Below are 18,462 nucleotides of genomic sequence, written 5' to 3'. Positions count from 1 at the left end.
GATTCGTTGCGTGGAGACGTTTTCGCTGGTCAGAAGGGGGGAGCGGAGCCGGTCGGGCTGTTCGTGGACGGCATCGCCGCGCGGTGGGCGGCGCCGTCGCCGGTCCCCTCCAGACCCGAGTAGCGCCGCAGCAGCGGGGACAGTACGAGCACGGACTTCGTACGCTCCACATATGGCTCGCCCGCGATGCGTTCCAGTACCTGCTCGAAGTGGCGCATATCGGCGGCGAAGACCTGGACGATCGCGTCAGCCTCTCCGGTGACGGTGGAGGCGGACACCACCTCGGGCAGCCGTTCCAGGCCCCGTTGGATGGCTTCCGGCGAGGTCTTGCGCCGGCAGTAGATCTCGATGAACCCCTCGGTCTCCCAGCCGAGCGCCGCCGGGTCGACCCGTACGGTGAAGCCGGTGATCGCGCCCTCGGCGCGCAGCCGGTCGACGCGCCGCTTCACCGCGGGCGCGGACAGACCGACGAGTGAGCCGATATCGGCGTAGGAGCGGCGGGCGTCCGCGGCGAGGGCGTGGACGATGCGTTCGTCGAGATCGTTGAGTCGCACGGCTGGTGGTTCACTTCTCTGCGGTGGCCGGAGGTGCGGCGGGGGCCGGAGTGCGGCGGGCCCGTCACCGAAGTAGAACACGGGAGCGCGGGCCCCGGTGACGTGTGTCCCTCGGGCCGGGCTCACAATGAGGCCGATGCCGGTGAAAGACCGACAACGGGGTAGATGAGGCCTGTGATGAGCAACGAGCCGCATGTGGTGGTCGTGGACTCGCCGTACCGGGACAGCGCGGCGGCCCGCGGCGCCGCCGCCGAGTTCCTTCAGCAGCACTGTCCGTGGGCCGATCTGGACGCGGTGCTGCTGGTCGTCTCGGAGCTCGTCTCGAACGCCGTCCGGCACACCCCGGGGTGGTGGCGGCTCCATCTCACCGCGGAGGACGAGACGTTGACGGTGGAGATGGACGACTCCAGCCCGGAGCCACCGGTCGCGCGCACGCCCGACTTCTCCGGGGGCGGCGGGTTCGGCTGGCACATGGTGCTGAGACTGGCGGGCCATGTCGAGGTCCGACCGCTGCCGGACGGCAAGCGTGTCCAGGCGGTCTGGCAGCGGCCGGCGGTCACCGCCCCCGCCTGACCGGGCACGACGGCCGACAGCAGCCCGCTCACGGCCGGCCCGGCCGACGGCATGGGCGAGGGGGCGCTCCGCGGCCGCGGAGCGCCCCCTCGCCCATGCGTGTGTCACTCGTGTGTCACCCGCACGCGGCTCACTCCACCGCCAGCAGACCCGCCCGCAGCCGCCCGGTGATCCGCGACAGCAGCCGGGACACATGCATCTGGGAGACGCCCAGTTCGGCCCCGATCTCCGACTGGGTCATCTCGTCGCCGAAGCGCATGCGCAGGATGCGCCGCTCCCGCTCGTCCAGATCCTCGATGAGCGGCTTGAGCGCCTGGACGTTCTCCGCCGTCTCCATCCCCGCGTCGGGTGCGCCGATCCGGTCCGAGAGCGGGCCCGGGGAACCCGACGCGTCATCCGTCGGCATGTCGATCGAGCCGGCCGTATAGCCATTGCTCGCGACGACGCCCTCGATGACCTCGTCCTCGTCCAGCCCCAGATGCTCGGCCAGTTCGGGCGTGGTGGGCGCGCGGTCGAGCCGCTGGGAGAGCTCGTCGGTCGCCTTGGCCAGATCGATCCGCAGCTCCTGGAGCCGGCGCGGCACGTGTACGGCCCAGCTGGTGTCCCGGAAGAACCGCTTGATCTCACCGACGATGTAGGGCACGGCGAAGGTCGCGAACTCCACCTCACGGCTGAGCTCGAAGCGATCGATCGCCTTGATCAGGCCGATGGTGCCGACCTGGACGATGTCCTCCATCTGGTCCGCGCGATTACGGAACCGAGTGGCCGCGTAGCGGACCAGCGCCAGATTCAGCTCGATCAGGGTGTTGCGTACGTACTGGAACTCGTGTGTGCCTTCCTCCAGTTCCGCCAGCCGGGCGAAGAAGAGTTTCGAGATTTCCCGCGCGTCCTTGGGTGCCACTTCCGACGGGCACTCCACGTAGGGAAGTTCCAGCTCCGCCGCCTCCGCGCGCTGCTGGGATCCGTACTGCGTGCTTTCGGTCGGGACCGTGCTCGCCGTGGACACTTTGTCCTCCCCTGCTCCGTGGTCAGTGCACAGCGCGTGTACCCGCTCTCCTCGCACTCATGCCTGCCCCGGTCGCCCGGACAGTGACCGCTCCGAGCGACGGGGGGACGGAACCGGCCCGATCCCGACGACACGGCCTGATCCTGACGAAAGGCCCTAACTCCAACTGGCGTGCAGTGGCTTGCCTTCGGCGTATCCGGCAGCGCTCTGGACGCCGACGATCGCCTTGCGCGCGAACTCCTCCAGCGAGTCGGCGCCGGCGTAGGTGCACGAGGAGCGGACGCCCGCGATGATCGAGTCGATCAGGTCCTCCACGCCGGGGCGGGACGGGTCGAGGAACATCCGCGAGGTGGAGATGCCTTCCTCGAACAGCGCCTTGCGCGCCCGGTCGTACGCCGACTCCTCGCTCGTACGGTTGCGTACGGCGCGGGCGGAGGCCATGCCGAAGGACTCCTTGTAGAGCCGTCCGTCGGCGGCCTGCTGAAGGTCGCCAGGGGACTCGTACGTACCGGCGAACCAGGAACCGATCATGACGTTCGAGGCACCGGCGGCGAGCGCCATGGCGACATCGCGCGGGTGCCTGACCCCGCCGTCGGCCCAGACGTGCTTGCCGAACTTCTTCGCCTCCGCCGCGCACTCCATGACGGCGGAGAACTGGGGCCGGCCCACCCCGGTCATCATGCGGGTGGTGCACATGGCGCCGGGCCCGACTCCGACCTTGATGATGTCCGCGCCCGCGTCGATCAGATCCCGTACGCCCTCGGCGGCGACGATATTGCCCGCGACGACCGGCACCTTCGGGTCGAGCGCGCGCACGGCCCTGATCGCGGCGAGCATCGACTCCTGGTGGCCGTGTGCCGTATCGACGACAAGCGTGTCGACGCCCGCGTCGAGCAGCTGCGCGGCCTTGCCCGCGACATCGCCGTTGACCCCGACGGCGGCGGCGATCCGCAGCTTGCCCTCGGCGTCCGTCGCGGGCGTGTAGAGGGTCGCGCGCAGGGCGCCCTTGCGGGTGAGGACACCCGCCAGCCTGCCGTCGGCGTCAATGGCGGGCGCGATCTTGCGGTTGGCGTTGTCGAGGGTGTTGAACGCCTCGCGGGGGTCCATGTCCGCGGAGATCAGCAGCAGGTCCTTCGACATCACCTCGGACAGCTGGGCGAAGCGGTCGACACCGGTCAGGTCGTGCTCGGTGACGACCCCGACGGGCCGCCCCTCGCCGTCGACGACGACGCCCGCGCCGTGCGCCCGCTTGGGCAGCAGGGACAGGGCGTCGCCCACGGTCTGGAGGGGGGCGAGCACGATCGCGGTGTCGAGTACGAGATGGCGCGTCTTGACCCATGAGATGACATCGGTGACGACCTCGATGGGGATGTCCTGCGGGATGACGACGAGACCCCCACGCCGGGCGACTGTCTCGGCCATCCGGCGGCCCGCGATCGCGGTCATGTTCGCCACGACGAGGGGGATGGTGGTGCCGGTGCCGTCGGGGGCGGAGAGATCCACCGCCTGGCGGGAACCCACGGCCGAACGGCTCGGCACCATGAACACGTCGTCGTATGTCAGGTCGTACGGCGGCGTCAGGTCATTGAGGAAACGCACGTGCAGAACATCCCAGTCGTTCGGAGTTGGCCCCCGGTCGGTGGAGCCGGGGAAATCGCACGTACTTGATTGTCCCATGCCGGACCGGATACCCGGCCGGGGAGGAACGTCCAGCTCAGAAGGGGTGTGCTCATACGTTGGTCCACATACCCCGGCACCGGGCGACGTCCCGGCCGACGGCCACCGCCCCGATCAACGCCACCGGCGACCGCCACCGGCCGCCGATCGCCGTCCCCGCGACCGGGAGCGCAAGGCCGGGACCGGAAGACCGGGAGACGCGTCAGGTCTCGTCCGGGTCGACCCGCTCCAGCGCGGGCCGCGGCCCCGGGGTGAACTCCGTCAGTAGGAAGTCCGCCGCCGCGGTGTCGGTGACCAGGCTGGTGACCAGCCCGGAACGGAGTACGGCACCGATGGCCTCCGCCTTGCGCAGCCCGCCCGCGATCGCCACGACCTCCGGAATCCGGCGCAGCCGGTCGGCCTCGACCGTGATGCAACGCTCGCCCAGATCGCGGCCGACCCGTCGGCCCTCCGCGTCGAAGAGATGCGCGGACATCTCCGCGGCCACACCGAGTGAGGCGTAGTGGTTGCGTTCCTTCTCGGTGATCATGTCGTGCACCGTCGAGATGCCCGGCTCCCAGGAGCCGATGGAGACGGCGGCGACGGTCACCTTGTCGAAGTACTCAAAGGCGCGCGCGATCCCCGTCTGACTGCGCAGCGCGGCGGCGGTCGCCGGATCGGGAAGCAGCATCGGCGCGTAGATGGGGTGCGCCTCTCCCCCGGACACCTGGGCGGCCCGCCGTACGGCCTCGACGGAGCCGCGCTCGGCGGTGCCCGCGTCGTACACACCCGTGAGCTGGACCACCGTGCAGGGCGGCAGCCGGTCGAGCGCGGCGGCCATGTGGATGGTGGACCGGCCCCAGGCCAGCCCCAGCACATCGCCTTCGACGACCAGCTCACCGAGCAGATCGGCGGCGACCTCGCCGAGGTTCTCCGGGTCGGGCGACTCGTCCTCGGCCTCCGTGGGCGACTCGACCACCACCGCGTGCCGCAGTCCGTAGCGGGCGCGCAGCGCGTCGGAGCGCTCGGCGTCCAGCTCCGACGGGACGCGGATCTCGATCCTCACGAGGTCGCGCTCCAGCGCGGTCTCCAGGACCCGGGCCACCTTGAAGCGGCTGACGCCGAACTCCTCGGCGATCTGGATCTTGGACTTGCCCTCCAGATAGAAGCGGCGGGCCATGGCCGCCGCCTGCACCAGTTCCGCGGGTCCCATCCGCAGGGCTGGCCGACCCGCCGACATACCAGACACCGCGATCTCCTCACTGCTGTTCACACTCTGGACTCGCTGTTCATCCTGTCAGATCCAGCGATCCTTGATCAGCCCCGAAGGGCGTCGTTCATGTTCCCGTGGCGCACTGGTCCACCGGAGTCCCGCGCACGCGCACGGGTCAGTGGCCGCATGCCCAGGATGCCGCGGCGGTGGCCTCGGACGCCTGGTCGCGGAGCATCCGTACCGCCGCGGCCGGATCGTCCGTGCCGTACACCGCGGAGCCCGCGACGAAGACATCGGCGCCCGCCTCGGCGCAGCGTTCGATGGTGGTGGCCGAGACCCCGCCGTCCACCTGGAGCCACAGCTCAAGACCGTGCTTGGAGATCAGCTCCCGGGTACGGCGGATCTTGGGCAGCATGATGTCCAGGAACGCCTGGCCGCCGAAGCCCGGTTCCACCGTCATGATCAGCAGCATGTCGAGCTCGGGGAACAGGTCCTCGTACGGCTCGATGGCCGTCGCGGGCTTGAGCGCCATGGACGCCCTCGCGCCCTTGGCACGGATCTCGCGCGCCAGCCGTACGGGTGCGGCGGCGGCCTCCACATGGAAGGTCACCGAACCGGCGCCGGCCTCGACATATTGCGGGGCCCAGCGATCGGGCTCCTCGATCATCAGATGACAGTCCAGCGGGATGTCCGTCGCCCGTCCGAGCGCTTCGACCACCGGCACGCCCAGGGTCAGATTGGGCACGAAGTGGTTGTCCATGACATCGACATGAAGCCAGTCGGCACCTTCAACCGCCTTCGCCTCGTCGGCGAGTCGGGAGAAGTCGGCGGACAGGATGCTGGGGTTGATCTGGGCCATGTGCCAAGCCTGCCATGTTCCGGACCACTTCCGGACCGCACGGCGGCCCTCGGTACGGACCAATGCCTCGCGACGCGGTGCGAGAACCGCACACTCCGCGCAATCCGTACGTCCCGCCCCACCGACGGCGGCGCGGCCCGGGGGGACATGGCGGCTCCAGCACGGCGATCACGCTCTCGGGTACGGGTCGCGTCCCACGATGCGGACGGCCGTCAGGCGGTACGCCGCAGCAGCGCCAGGTACATCGCGTCCGTCCCGTGCAGATGCGGCCACAGCTGGACGTCGGGGCCGTCCCCCAGCGCCGGTACGTCCGGCATGAGCGGCCTGGCGTCGACCCACTCGGCCTCGATCGCCGCGCCGCCGCGCCCCCGCAGGACGTCCTCGACGACCGCCCTGGTCTCGGCGGGGTGCGGGGAGCATGTCGCGTATCCGACGACGCCGCCGACCCGTACCGCGTGGAACGCCTCGCGCAGCAGCCCGCGCTGGAGCGGCGCGAAGCCCTCCAGATCCTCCGGGCGGCGCCGCCAGCGCGCCTCCGGCCTGCGCCGCAGGGCGCCGAGCCCCGTGCATGGCACATCGACCAGGACCCGGTCGAAGGAACCGGGGACCCAGGGCGGCCGGGTGCCGTCGGCGGCGATCACCTGATACGGGCCGGGGTTCCCGGCGAGCGCGCGGGCGACCAGCCTGGCCCGGTGCGGCTGCTTCTCGGCGGCCAGCAGGGAGGCGCCGCGCCCGGCGGCCAGCGCGGCCAGCAGCGCCGCCTTCCCGCCGGGCCCGGCACACCCGTCGAGCCAGCGCGCGTCGGTCCCCTCCAGCGGCGCGTTGGCCAGGGCGATCGCGACCAGTTGGCTGCCCTCGTCCTGGACGCCGGCCCGCCCCTCCCGTACCGCGTCGAGCGTGCCCGGCTCACCGCCCTCGGTGAGCCGTACGGCATACGGCGACCAGCGGCCGGGCAGCCCGGAGTCCTCGCCGAGCGCATCGAGCAGTTCACCGGTGGTCGAGCGGCCGGGCCTGGCCACCAGCGTCACCTCGGGCCGTTCGTTGTCGGCCTCCAGCAGATCCTCGATACCCGCGCGGCCACCGCCCAGCGCGTCCCAGAGCGCGGAGACCACCCAGCGGGGATGCGAGTGGACGACCGCGAGATGGTCCTCGGCGTCCTCGTCGTACGGCGGAGCGACCCGTCGCAGCCAGGTGTCCAGGTCGTCGCGCGAGATCTTGCGCAGTACGGCGTTGACGAACTTGGCGCGGCCGTCGCCGAGCACCACGCGGGCCAGCTCCACGCTCGCGGAGACGGCGGCATGCGTCGGGATCCGTGTCCCGAGCAGCTGGTGCGCCCCCAGGGCGAGCACATCGAGCACCGGCGGATCGACCTCGCGCAGCGGCCGGTCGACGCACGCCGAGATGATCGCGTCGTACGTGCCCTGGCGCCGGAGTGTCCCGTACACCAGCTCGGTGGCCAGCGCCGCGTCCCGCGCCTCGAAGCCGCTGTTCTCACGCGCCTTCTTGAGCAGCGGCGGCAGCACGAGATTCGCGTACGCCGCCCGCTCGTCGACGGCCCTGAGCGCCTCGAACGCGAGGAGCCGCACGGGGTCCTTCTTGGGACGGCGGTACGGCTTGGAGGGGCGGCGAGGGGCCTGCTCGTTCAAAGGTGCTCCGCGGTGAGGAGAATTGATCCCTGCCAGCCTAATGCTCCGGCCGGCCGCCCGAGCCGCCTACCCGAGGCTCTCGCCCGGTGCGATCCGCACCCCGCGCGCCCAGTCGGCGGCGCGCATGGGCTTCTTCCCCTGCGGCTGGACCCAGAGCAGCTCGACCGCGTGCGAACCGGTGCCCACGTACACGTTGTTCTTGCCGACGGCGACCGCCCCGGGGGCCAGCTCCGTACGCTCGGGCAGCAGCCCCAGGTGAACCAGCTTGAGCCGCTCCCCGCGGAAGACCGTCCACGCACCGGGCGCCGGGGTACAGGCACGGACCACCCGGTCCACCCGCAGCGCGGGCGCGGACCACTCCACTCGCGCGTCCTCGACCGTGATCTTGGGCGCGAGCGTGATGCCCTCGGCGGGCTGCGGTACGGGCTTGAGCGAACCGTCCTCGATCCCGTCCATGGTCGCGGCCAGCAGCCCGGAGCCCGCGAAGGCCAGCCGGGTCAGCAGATCACCGCTGGTGTCGGTGGGCCGTACATGTTCCGTGATCACGCCGTACACCGGCCCGGAATCCAGCCCCCGCTCGATCTGGAAGGTGGACGCGCCGGTCATCTCGTCGCCCGCCATCACGGCGTGCTGCACGGGCGCGGCACCGCGCCAGGCGGGCAACAGCGAGAAGTGCAGATTCACCCACCCGTGGACCGGCACATCGAGGGCGGACTTCGGCAGCAGCGCACCGTACGCGACGACCGGGCAGCAGTCAGGCCCGATCTCGCGCAGCCGCGCCAGGAAGTCCTCGTCGCGTGGCCTCGCCGGCTTGAGCACCTCGATGTCGGCCTCCTCGGCGCGCTGGGCGACAGGACTGGCGACAAGCCTGCGCCCGCGCCCGGCCGGCGCGTCGGGCCGGGTCACGACGGCGACGACGTCATGCCGTTCGGAGGCGATGAGTGCGTCCAGGGCGGGTACGGCGACCTCGGGGGTGCCGGCGAAGACGAGCTTCATCGGTGGCTGACTGCCTCTCGGACTGAAAGTGCGGTGATCGAGCGGCGCACCAGTCTATGGGCCTGGACATCAGGGGGCGTACGACGGCCCACGCGCCCCGCGCATATGCGCATACGCCCCCGCAGCGTGACCACAACGCCAGGTGGCGCGTTGTCAAGAGAGATTGACCACACGGGCCGCACCGGTGCGGCCCGGATCCTTTTCAACGCCGGTTCGAGAGGCTTGTTCATGGCCGACCACGCAACCCACGACGCTCAAGCCCGGGCAAGTCTGCACCTGTTGGTGCGGGACATCGAGCGGGTCCGGCGGCAGGTGGACGCATTGCGCACCCTCACCGCCCAGTTGGGCAATGTCTACCGCCCGCGACGATCGGGTCCTTCCACGGGCTTCGTCGTGTACGGCAGGGCGCCCGCGCCGACCGTACGGCTCGCGCAGGAGCTGAGGGACAGCGTAGAGACCCTGGTGACCGCCGCGGTGGACTTCGACCGCTCGCTGGGCTTCTCCTGGGACGCGGTGGGTTCGGCGCTCGGCGTCACCAAGCAGGCGGTGCACCGCCGTTACGGCACGCGCCGGGCCACCCAGCAGGCGAGCGCGCCCGAGGCGGACCGCCCCCAGGACACCACGGCGCAGCGCCCGCCGGTGCCGACCGTCGTCCCCGCGGCCCGCTCGATGCCGCCACAGCCGACGGCGAGCACCCAGTCCCTTCGGGAGGAACCCCGCCCGAACGTCTTCCCGGGCCCAAGGGGCGGCTGACCGTTCCCCAGGGCCCCGGGGCGGGTGCGACCACGGGCGGGAGGGGTCGGGGTCGGAGGAGGTGCGTGTCCTGACGTAAGGCGTCGCGGCTCGTGCGAAGCGCGGTGACCACGCGACAGTCGCCTGTCACACGCGGCGCAGCCCGGACACGCACCTCCTCCGCATTCCGCACCCGCACCCCGCCGGAGGCGCGGCGCAGTGCCGAAACCTCACCCGATGTCCGGCGGATCGATCCGCACCCGTACCGCGTCCCCCCCGCCCCGGGCCAACCGCGCCGCCTGCGCCCTCTTCAGCGCACCGGCGAGCGCCGCCCCACTCCCCGGCGGCACCCGCACCAACGCCCGCTCCCACCGCTCCCCCGCCGGCGGATCGCCCGCCCGACGCGCCCTGCCCGGCTCCGTGACCGGCATCGGCACAGGTCCCAGCACCTCCGCGGCATCGGGCAGCTCCGCGGCCGCCAGAAACGCGGCCACCGTCTCCCCCCGCCCCAGCACCGCCGCCATCCGCGACACCGGCGGAAACCCCAGCTCGGCCCGCTCCGCCAGCTCGCGCTGGGCGTGCCCCACCGGATCCCAGCGCACCAGCGCCTGCACCGGCCGCAGCGTCGGCTCGGCGACCACGACCACCGTGCCGCCCTCGCTCTGTCCGCGTACCAGCGAACCCGCGTGTATCCAGCGGCGCAGGGCCTCCTCGCCCGCACGCAGGTCCGGGCGCCCGAGCATCGCCCAGCCGTCGAGGAGCAGCGCCGCCGCGTAACCGCCCTCCGCCACCGGCTCGGCACCGGGGGTGCTGACCACGAGGGCGGGGCGGCCGGGGACGGAATCGAGTACGTGGTCGCGTCCCGACGTTCGGACGGGGACGGCCGGGAACGCCCGTCCCAGCTCCTCCGCCGTCCGCCGCGCTCCCACGATCCGCGCGCGCAGCCGGGTGTTCCCGCACTCCGCGCAGTGCCAGGCCGGTTCGTCCCGGCCGCACCAGGCGCAGTGCAACTCCCCTTCCCTCGGCGCCTCCAGCGGCCCCGCGCAGTGCCGGCAGCGCGCGGGCGCCCGGCACCGTTCACAGGCGAGCCTGGGCACATAGCCGCGCCGGGGCACCTGCACCAGCACCGGCCCCGTCCTGAGTCCTTCCCTGACGGCCTGCCAGGCGAGGCTGGGCAGCCGTGCGGCCCGCGCCGCCTCGTCCCGCGCCAGCTCGCCGTCACCGATGGTGCGTACGAGCGGCGCGGCCGTACGCACCTGCTCGCGACCGGCCACGAGGGGCAGCGCCCAGCCGGTGCCGACCAGTTGGGCCGCCTCGACGGTGCAGGACGTACCCCCGAGCAGGAAGCCGCACTTGTCGTGCGCGGCCCGCAGCAGCAGTACCTCGCGGGCGTGCGGCTGGGGTGCGTGCTGCTCGCTGTGGCTGCCGTCGCCGTCGTCCCAGATGACGACCAGCCCCAGGTCCCGTACCGGCGCGAACATGGCGGCACGGGTCCCGACGACCGCCCGTACCGCTCCGCGCCGTACGGCCAGCCACTCGCGGTAGCGCTTCTCGGGCCCCGCCTCGGCCGTGAGCAGCGCATGCCGCCCTTCGCCCAGCAGCGCCGTCAGCGCCGAGTCGACCCGCCCGGCGGCCCGCCCGTCCGGTACGACGACGAGCGCGCCCCGCCCCGAGGCCAGCGTCGCCGCCACGGCGCGGGCCAGTTCGTCGGCCCAGTGCGGACCGGGCAGGGCGGTCCATACGGCCCGGGGCGCTGCCCCGCCGGCGAGCGCGGTGAGGAACGCGGGCCCGTTGACATACCGCTCCCAGGTACCCGCCTCCGGCGCGGCGGGCGGGGGCGACGGCTCCGGAGAGGGCTTCGACTCGGCCCGCGCGTTCCGCGGCGGGACCGCGAGTTGCAGCACATCCGCGAGGCTTCCCGCGTACCGGTCGGCGACGGCACGCGCCAGCCCCAGCAGCTCCGCACTGAGCACGGGCTCGGGCGACACCACATCGGCGAGCGCGGCGAGCGGCCCGGAGTAGTCCGACTCTGCCCGCCGCTCGACGACGAACCCGTCGATCAGCCGTCCGCCCTCACGCCGGCCGCCCCGAACCTGATGCGTCCCGGCCCCGAACCGCACCCGCACCCGCACCCCCGGCTGCGCCGCCTCGTCCAGTTCCTCCGGCACGGCGTAGTCGAAGAACTGATCAAGATGCAGCACGCCCTTGTTGACCACCACCCGCGCGACGGGCAGCTCCCCGGCCAGCGCGGCCCCCCGCCACGTCCGCGGCTTCGCCCGCGGCACCTTGGCCTTCCGCACACTCTCCCGAATCAGCGCAAGCTGCTCGGGCCCACCGTCGGTGGGATCCTCGGCCCGCTTGTCGTCGCTGCTCACAGCTTCATACCTACCAGACACCACCGACATCCCCCGGCCCACCGGGGGCAGCCCGCGGCAGGGCCCGGACAGCGGCCGGGGACACGTATCGCCTGTCGGTCGGTTGTTCCGACAGCCCCCTCGAACGGCGACCGCTCTCGGCATCGGCCGCCGTGGCGCCCATGCCCGAGGCCCCGGACACCAGCAGCAGGTGTCCGGGGCCTCGGCGAGAAACCCGAAGGAGAAACCCGAAGGGTCAGATCCCCGCGGCCTCGCGCAGGGCTTCCACGCGGTCCGTGCGCTCCCAGGTGAACTCGGGCAGCTCGCGGCCGAAGTGGCCGTACGCCGCCGTCTGGGCGTAGATCGGGCGGAGCAGGTCGAGGTCGCGGATGATCGCCGCCGGGCGGAGGTCGAAGACCTGCGCGATGGCCTGCTCGATCTTGTCCGTGTCGACCGTGGCCGTGCCGAAGGTCTCGACGAAGAGGCCGACCGGCTCGGCCTTGCCGATCGCGTAGGCGACCTGGACCTCGCAGCGCGAGGCCAGGCCCGCCGCGACGACGTTCTTCGCGACCCAGCGCATCGCGTAGGCCGCCGAGCGGTCGACCTTGGACGGGTCCTTGCCGGAGAAGGCGCCGCCGCCGTGGCGGGCCATGCCGCCGTACGTGTCAATGATGATCTTGCGGCCGGTCAGGCCCGCGTCACCCATCGGGCCACCGATCTCGAACCGGCCCGTCGGGTTGACCAGCAGACGGTAGCCCTCGGTGTCCAGCTTGATGCCGTCGTCCACGAGCTCCTTGAGGACGTGCTCGACGACGAACTCGCGTACGTCGGGGGCGAGCAGCGAGTCCAGGTCGATGTCCGAGGCGTGCTGCGAGGAGACGACGACCGTGTCGAGACGGACGGCCTTGTCGCCGTCGTACTCGATGGTGACCTGCGTCTTGCCGTCAGGGCGCAGGTACGGGATGGTCCCGTTCTTGCGGACCTCGGAGAGCCGGCGCGAGAGCCGGTGCGCGAGGTGGATCGGGAGCGGCATCAGCTCGGGCGTCTCGTCGCAGGCGTAGCCGAACATCAGGCCCTGGTCGCCGGCGCCCTGCTTGTCCAGCTCGTCGCCTTCTTCGCCTGTGGCGGCACCCTCGACGCGCTTCTCGTACGCCGTGTCGACGCCCTGCGCGATGTCGGGCGACTGCGCGCCGATGGAAACCGAGACGCCACAGGAGGCGCCGTCGAAGCCCTTCTTCGAGGAGTCGTAACCGATCTCCAGGATCTTGTTCCGCACCAGCTGGGCAATCGGCGCGTAGGCCTTGGTGGTCACCTCTCCGGCCACGTGCACCAGGCCGGTGGTGATCAAGGTCTCCACGGCGACCCGGGAGGACGGGTCCTCCTCCAGGAGCGCGTCAAGAATGGTGTCGCTGATCTGGTCAGCGATCTTGTCGGGGTGACCTTCGGTCACAGACTCCGAGGTGAACAGACGGCGGGACACATCGCTCCCTGTGGTTGCAGCGGCTGCTGGCTGATCATTGGCGGACCGGCGGAGGGCCCCAGCCCCGCGACGGTCCACGACCACTTTATCGGTCGAATCGGGTCACGGGGGCAAGTGTCTCGATCTGTGGGAGTCCCGCCGCCCGCGGCTCTGCATTATGCGATACGCCGATCGATCCTGGCCAGGGGGCGCTACACCGGGATTCTCCGGTTCCGGGGCCCTTCGCCGTGGCGATCGCCGGGAAACGGGACGGCGGTGGCGCAACAAAGAATTCACACGCGCCACGGTTTCCGTTCAGCCGCGGGGCTCAGGGCCGCGGCCGCCCGCGCGCCCCGCCACGGGCCGCCGCTCCTGATCCCCGCCCTCAGGTCCCCAGCCTCGGCGCCACCAGGTCCCAGACGACATCCGCCAGCGCCTCCTTCGGCCCGTACGGCACCGCCGTCTCGCCACCGTCCGCCGCGAGCACGACCGCCTCGTTCTCCTCGGCGCCGAAGGTCTTGCGCTCCCCGACCTCATTGACCACCAGCAGATCGCATCCCTTGCGCCGCAGCTTCTTCCTGCCGTTGGCCAGGACATCGTCCGTCTCCGCCGCGAAGCCCACGATCACCTGTCCTGGGCGGGCCCGCTCGGCGGAGATCTCGGCGAGGATGTCCGGGTTACGGACGAGGGCCACCGGTGCGGGCTCCTCACCGTCCTTCTTCTTGATCTTGCCCTCGGCGTAGACCGCGGGCCGGAAGTCGGCGACGGCCGCCGCCATGACCACGGCGTCGGCCTCCGCGGCGGCCTTCAGTACGGCCTCACGCAGTTGTACGGCGGTCCCGACATGGACCACATCCACGCCCGCGGGGTCCGTGAACCCGGTATTGGCCTCGATCAGGGTGACCCGCGCTCCCCGCGCCGCCGCCGTACGGGCCAGCGCGTACCCCTGCTTCCCGGAGGAGCGGTTGCCCAGATAGCGCACCGGGTCCAGCGGCTCGCGCGTACCGCCCGCGCTGACCACGACATGGTGTCCCGCCAGGTCGGTCACGGAGTCGGGTACGGACACACCGCGCGCCAGTACGCGCCGGCAGACCTCGAAGATCTCTCCCGGGTCCGGCAGCCGGCCCTTGCCCGTGTCGACGCCGGTGAGGCGGCCGACGGCGGGCTCGATGACCATGGCGCCGCGGCGGCGGAGCGTCGCGACATTCTCCTGGGTGGCGGGGTGCTCCCACATCTCCGTGTGCATGGCCGGCGCGAAGACGACCGGGCAGCGGGCGGTCAGGAGCGTATTGGTCAGCAGATCGTCGGCGAGTCCGTGCGCCGCCTTGGCCAGCAGATCGGCGGTGGCCGGGGCGACGACGACCAGATCGGCGGACTGCCCGATCCGCACATGCGGCACCTCGTGGACATCGGCCCAGACCTCGGTGGAGACCGGGTGGCCGGAGAGGGCCGACCAGGTGGCCGCGCCGACGAAGTGGAGCGCCGACGCGGTCGGTACGACCCGTACGTCATGGCCCGATTCGGTCAGCCGTCGCAGCAGCTCACACGCCTTGTACGCGGCGATCCCGCCCGCGACCCCCAGAACGACCTTCGGCTTGTCCACCGTGTCTCCCCTCTCTCGTCCGTCTCGCGTCCGTCTCGCGTCCGTCCTCGGCCCTACGGACATGACACACCACAGGCCCGGCGGTCGTACCGCCGGGCCTGTTGGTGAAGAGCCTGTGCTGACTGTGCTGAAGAGCCTGTACCTGTGCTGAGGAGCGCGTACGCCTACTGGGCCGGGCCGTCGATGGCCTCGGAGGTCAGCAGACCCGCGTTGATCTCGCGCAGGGCGATCGAGAGCGGCTTCTCGTGGACGTGGGTGTCCACCAGCGGACCGACGTACTCAAGCAGGCCCTCACCGAGCTGCGAGTAGTACGCGTTGATCTGACGGGCCCGCTTGGCCGCGTAGATCACGAGGCTGTACTTCGAGTCCGTGGCCTCAAGCAGCTCATCGATCGGCGGGTTGATGATGCCCTCGGGCGTGGTGATGGAAGAGGACACTCTCTAGCCTTCCGAAGAAAATTCAGGGAGAAACCGGTAATTGCGGGATTCACGAGGAAAGGAAAGCCCACAAAAGATCATGCAACTGCCATCAAGGCTAGCAGCTCGCGCGCGACGTCCTCGACCGAGGTGTTGACCAGCGTCGTATCGAACTCCGACTCGGCCGCCAGCTCCACCGTCGCGGCCTCAAGACGGCGCTCGATCACCTCGGGCGACTCCGTGCCCCGACCGGTGAGCCGGCGTACCAGCTCGTCCCAGCTCGGCGGCGCCAGGAAAACCAGCCGGGAGTCCGGCATCGACTGCTTGACCTGCCGCGCGCCCTGGAGATCGATCTCCAGGAGCACGGGGTCGCCCGCTCCGAGCCGGTCCAGGACCGCCTGGCGCGGCGTGCCGTAACGGTTGCCCGCGAACTCCGCCCATTCCAGCAACTCACCATTGGCGACCAGCTTGTCGAATTCATCGTCGGCGACGAAGAAATACTGGACGCCATGGCGTTCGCCGGGGCGCGGTTTTCTGGTGGTGGCCGACACCGAGAGCCATACCTCGGGGTGGACCTTGCGCATATGCGCGACGACCGTGCTCTTGCCGACCCCGGAGGGGCCGGAGAGCACGGTCAGCCGCGGTCGTACCTCTGCTGCCATGCGGCGATTATCCAGGTTCCCGGGGATGCCCGAGAACGTCAGGCGGCCTTGCCGCCGAACTCGCGCTCCAGGGAGGCGATCTGGTTGGAGCCAAGACCACGCACTCGGCGGCTCTCGGAGATGCCGAGCCGCTCCATGATCTGCTTGGCGCGGACCTTGCCCACGCCGGGCAGGGACTCAAGCAGCGCGGAGACCTTCATCTTCCCGATGACGTCGTTCTCCTGGCCCTGCTTGATGACGTCATGGAGGGAGGCGCCGGAGTGCTTGAGTCGATTCTTGACCTCGGCCCGCTCCCGGCGAGCCGCGGCGGCCTTTTCGAGCGCGGCTGCGCGCTGTTCAGGGGTAAGGGGCGGAAGAGCCACGCCTACGTCACCTCGGATGTCGAACTGTCGGATACGGACCGGTGAGGAACCTAGTCGCCCCACACCAGGCGAGCAACGGGCAACGCACTGCACGTTGGCTCTCGACGGAGACTAGCGGCCATGGCCGCCGGAGTCAGCGAGAACAGACGAAAAGTCCTGGTCAACGTCGATCGGGCCGGACATTTCAGGCATATTGCCCAGCTTTTCCGCCAAGAATCTCTTCATCGGCGTCTCAGCGGTGTTCCCCTGGTGTTCAGCGTCGCCTCTCAAAGCGTCCCGGCACACCGCGGAAATCCGCGCGCCGCGCCACCGAAACCCTTCCGACACGCCCCCGGCGCACGCCCGGAGCGCGTCCGCCGGCCCGCCCGAGGGGCGTCCGCCGGACAGGACCTAAGCGCCCCCGAGGGCCACCCTCACCTCATCGGCGAAACGCTCCGCCGCCGCCCTCAGCGCGCCGAGATCCGGACCGTGCCGCAGTACGCCCCGGCTGACGCTCGGGACCACATTGCCGACCGCCGTGCCGAACACGCCGGGCAGATCGGCCGGGGTCGCGCCCTGCGCGCCGATGCCGGGCGCGAGCAGCGGTCCGTTGATCGCGAGATCGACCCCCGGGTCGCCCAGGGTCGCGCCGACGACCGCGCCGACCGAGCCGAGCGGGGTCGCGCCCGCGTTCTCCGCCGCCATGTGGTCCAGCATCAGCCCCGCGACCGGCCGGCCGTCCGCGGCGGTGGCGCGCTGCACCTCCGCGCCCTCGGGGTTGGACGTCAGGGCGAGTACGAAGACGCCCGAGCCGGAGCGCGCGGCCGCGTCCAGCGCCGGCCGCAGCGAGCCGAAGCCGAGGTACGGGGAGAGCGTGACGGCGTCGGAGAAGAGCGGCGAGTCCTGGTCCAGATAGGTCGCCGCGTACGCGCCCATGGTCGAGCCGATGTCCCCGCGCTTGGCGTCCATCAGGACCAGCGCCCCGGCCGCCCGCGCTTCCGCGACGGTCTTCTCCAGGACCGCGGTCCCGCGCGATCCGAAGCGCTCGAAGAACGCCGACTGCGGTTTGAGCACGGCCACCCGGTCCGCCAGCGCCTCCACCGTCGTACGGGCGAAGCGCTCCAGGCCCGCGAGATCGTCGCCCAGACCCCAGTCCGTGAGCAGCGAGCCGTGCGGGTCGATGCCGACGCAGAGCGGTCCGCGGGTGTCCATGGCGCGCCGCAGCCGGGCCCCGAAGGGCTCCCGCGGGTTCGCAGCGGAAGCGGCGGGGGTCATGCGGTCACCTTCCGGGTGTCGGCGCCGACGGCCTCGGCGAGCGTGGCGTACGGACTGACCGCCAGCCGCGCGGCGAGCCCCTTGTGGATCGCGCGGCTCCAGAACGGGCCCTGGTAGATGAAGGCGCTGTAGCCCTGGACGAGCGTGGCGCCGGCGAGGACGCGCTGCCAGGCGTCCTCGGCGGTCTCGATGCCGCCGACCCCGACGAGCGTGATCCGGTCGCCCACCCGCGCGTACAGCCGGCGCAGCACCTCCAGTGAGCGCGCCTTCAGCGGCGCGCCGGACAGTCCGCCCGTCTCCGCGATCAGGGCCGGGTCGGAGACCAGGCCGAGCCCGTCGCGCGCGATGGTGGTGTTGGTGGCGATGATGCCGTCCAGACCCAGTTCCACGGCCAGGTCGGCGACGGCGTCGATGTCCTCGTCGGCGAGATCGGGCGCGATCTTGACCAGGAGCGGCACCCGGCGGTGGGTGACGGTGCGGTCGGCCGCCTCGCGCACGGCGGTGAGCAGCGGCCTCAGCTGGTCGACGGCCTGGAGGCTCCGCAGCCCGGGGGTGTTGGGTGAGCTGACGTTGACCACGAGATAGTCGGCGTGTCCGGCAAGCCGCTCCGTCGAGAGCACGTAGTCACCGATCGCCTCACTCTCGGGGACGACCTTGGTCTTACCGATGTTGACGCCGACGGTGGTCCTGAAGACCGGCCTGCGCGCCGCCAGCCGGGCCGCGACGGCGGCCGAGCCCTCGTTGTTGAAGCCCATCCGGTTGATCAGCGCGCGGTCGGCCATGAGCCGGAAGAGCCGTGTCTTCGGGTTCCCGGGCTGCGGCTCGCCGGTGACCGTGCCGATCTCGATGTGGTCGAAGCCGAGCATCGTCATGCCGTCGATGGCCACCGCGTTCTTGTCGAAGCCCGCGGCGAGCCCGAAGGGGCCGTGCATCCGCAGTCCGAACGCCTCCGTGCGCAGTTCGCGGTACCGCGGCGCCAGGGCGGCGGCGACGAACGTACGCAGGACGGGGATGCGCGCGGCGAGCCGGATCCAGCGGAACGCCAGGTGGTGGGCGCGCTCCGGGTCCATCCGGCGGAAGACCAGCCTGAAGAAGATCTTGTACATGGAGTGGTGTG

At 71.4% G+C, this 18,462-nt stretch carries 17 protein-coding genes; 2 read left to right on the top strand and 15 right to left on the bottom strand.

The genetic code is table 11. The features are described from left to right. Positions 1 to 29: 29 nt before the first annotated feature. Entirely contained in the window at positions 30 to 554 is a 525-nt protein-coding gene (locus ABTZ59_RS06385; RefSeq protein WP_503002192.1) for an Lrp/AsnC family transcriptional regulator, read from the bottom strand. A 177-nt stretch (positions 555 to 731) separates the two neighbouring features. Here ABTZ59_RS06385 and ABTZ59_RS06380 point away from each other — a divergent pair, with 177 nt between their 5' ends. Continuing rightward, a complete protein-coding gene (locus ABTZ59_RS06380; protein WP_351391544.1) occupies positions 732 to 1,127 on the top strand; it encodes an ATP-binding protein in 396 nt (131 codons plus the stop codon). 130 nt (positions 1,128 to 1,257) lie between these two features. On the opposite strand, the gene ABTZ59_RS06375 is transcribed toward ABTZ59_RS06380, so the two are convergent. From ABTZ59_RS06375 to fmt, 6 genes are all read right to left on the bottom strand, one after another. Next, positions 1,258 to 2,133 carry an RNA polymerase sigma factor SigF gene (locus ABTZ59_RS06375; protein WP_374403408.1) on the bottom strand — a complete coding sequence of 292 codons (876 nt, stop codon included), beginning with the start codon at positions 2,131 to 2,133 and terminating at the stop codon, positions 1,258 to 1,260. A gap of 156 nt (positions 2,134 to 2,289) precedes the next feature. After that, a complete protein-coding gene (locus tag ABTZ59_RS06370; protein WP_503002222.1) occupies positions 2,290 to 3,738 on the bottom strand; it encodes a GuaB1 family IMP dehydrogenase-related protein in 1,449 nt (482 codons plus the stop codon). Between the two features lie 274 nt (positions 3,739 to 4,012). Then, a complete protein-coding gene (locus ABTZ59_RS06365) occupies positions 4,013 to 5,062 on the bottom strand; it encodes a sugar-binding transcriptional regulator (RefSeq protein WP_249951002.1) in 1,050 nt (349 codons plus the stop codon). A gap of 115 nt (positions 5,063 to 5,177) precedes the next feature. Then, positions 5,178 to 5,861 (bottom strand): ribulose-phosphate 3-epimerase, encoded by a 684-nt coding sequence (gene rpe, locus ABTZ59_RS06360; RefSeq protein WP_351391539.1) that lies wholly within the window; start codon positions 5,859 to 5,861, stop codon positions 5,178 to 5,180. A gap of 212 nt (positions 5,862 to 6,073) precedes the next feature. Then, positions 6,074 to 7,507, bottom strand: coding sequence for an RsmB/NOP family class I SAM-dependent RNA methyltransferase (locus tag ABTZ59_RS06355; RefSeq protein ID WP_351391536.1), 1,434 nt, complete (start codon positions 7,505 to 7,507; stop codon positions 6,074 to 6,076). A gap of 66 nt (positions 7,508 to 7,573) precedes the next feature. Then, positions 7,574 to 8,503 (bottom strand): methionyl-tRNA formyltransferase, encoded by a 930-nt coding sequence (gene fmt / locus ABTZ59_RS06350; protein WP_351391533.1) that lies wholly within the window; start codon positions 8,501 to 8,503, stop codon positions 7,574 to 7,576. Between the two features lie 228 nt (positions 8,504 to 8,731). Here fmt and ABTZ59_RS06345 point away from each other — a divergent pair, with 228 nt between their 5' ends. After that, positions 8,732 to 9,256 carry a hypothetical protein gene (locus ABTZ59_RS06345; protein WP_351391530.1) on the top strand — a complete coding sequence of 175 codons (525 nt, stop codon included), beginning with the start codon at positions 8,732 to 8,734 and terminating at the stop codon, positions 9,254 to 9,256. Between the two features lie 209 nt (positions 9,257 to 9,465). Here the strand turns inward: ABTZ59_RS06345 and ABTZ59_RS06340 are convergent, their stop codons facing one another. The 8 genes from ABTZ59_RS06340 to ABTZ59_RS06305 form a co-directional block, all read right to left on the bottom strand. Then, complete coding sequence (locus ABTZ59_RS06340) at positions 9,466 to 11,610, bottom strand: primosomal protein N' (RefSeq protein WP_351391527.1); 2,145 nt, start codon at positions 11,608 to 11,610, stop codon at positions 9,466 to 9,468. A 235-nt stretch (positions 11,611 to 11,845) separates the two neighbouring features. Next, the gene (metK, locus tag ABTZ59_RS06335; protein ID WP_351391524.1) at positions 11,846 to 13,069 is read right to left on the bottom strand and encodes a methionine adenosyltransferase; all 1,224 of its coding nucleotides are present in this window, start codon (positions 13,067 to 13,069) and stop codon (positions 11,846 to 11,848) included. A gap of 364 nt (positions 13,070 to 13,433) precedes the next feature. Next, on the bottom strand, positions 13,434 to 14,651 hold the full coding sequence (gene coaBC / locus ABTZ59_RS06330; protein ID WP_351391521.1) for a bifunctional phosphopantothenoylcysteine decarboxylase/phosphopantothenate--cysteine ligase CoaBC: 1,218 nt from the start codon (positions 14,649 to 14,651) through the stop codon (positions 13,434 to 13,436). Positions 14,652 to 14,815: 164 nt separating this feature from the next. Further along, complete coding sequence (gene rpoZ / locus ABTZ59_RS06325; protein ID WP_030355514.1) at positions 14,816 to 15,088, bottom strand: DNA-directed RNA polymerase subunit omega; 273 nt, start codon at positions 15,086 to 15,088, stop codon at positions 14,816 to 14,818. Positions 15,089 to 15,165: 77 nt separating this feature from the next. Next, positions 15,166 to 15,729 carry a guanylate kinase gene (gmk, locus tag ABTZ59_RS06320; protein WP_351391516.1) on the bottom strand — a complete coding sequence of 188 codons (564 nt, stop codon included), beginning with the start codon at positions 15,727 to 15,729 and terminating at the stop codon, positions 15,166 to 15,168. Between the two features lie 38 nt (positions 15,730 to 15,767). Further along, complete coding sequence (locus tag ABTZ59_RS06315; protein WP_030355512.1) at positions 15,768 to 16,091, bottom strand: integration host factor; 324 nt, start codon at positions 16,089 to 16,091, stop codon at positions 15,768 to 15,770. A gap of 390 nt (positions 16,092 to 16,481) precedes the next feature. After that, the gene (gene pyrF / locus ABTZ59_RS06310; protein WP_351391513.1) at positions 16,482 to 17,345 is read right to left on the bottom strand and encodes an orotidine-5'-phosphate decarboxylase; all 864 of its coding nucleotides are present in this window, start codon (positions 17,343 to 17,345) and stop codon (positions 16,482 to 16,484) included. Next, entirely contained in the window at positions 17,342 to 18,451 is a 1,110-nt protein-coding gene (locus ABTZ59_RS06305) for a quinone-dependent dihydroorotate dehydrogenase (RefSeq protein WP_351391510.1), read from the bottom strand. The genes pyrF and ABTZ59_RS06305 overlap by 4 nt, the downstream gene beginning before the upstream one ends. Positions 18,452 to 18,462 lie beyond the last annotated feature (11 nt).

It is taken from the genome of Streptomyces sp. NPDC094034 (assembly GCF_040303865.1).
GTDB lineage: Bacteria > Actinomycetota > Actinomycetes > Streptomycetales > Streptomycetaceae > Streptomyces.
The sequence above is the reverse complement of the archived record's forward strand: the minus strand, read 5'-3'. Positions and strand labels throughout refer to the sequence as shown.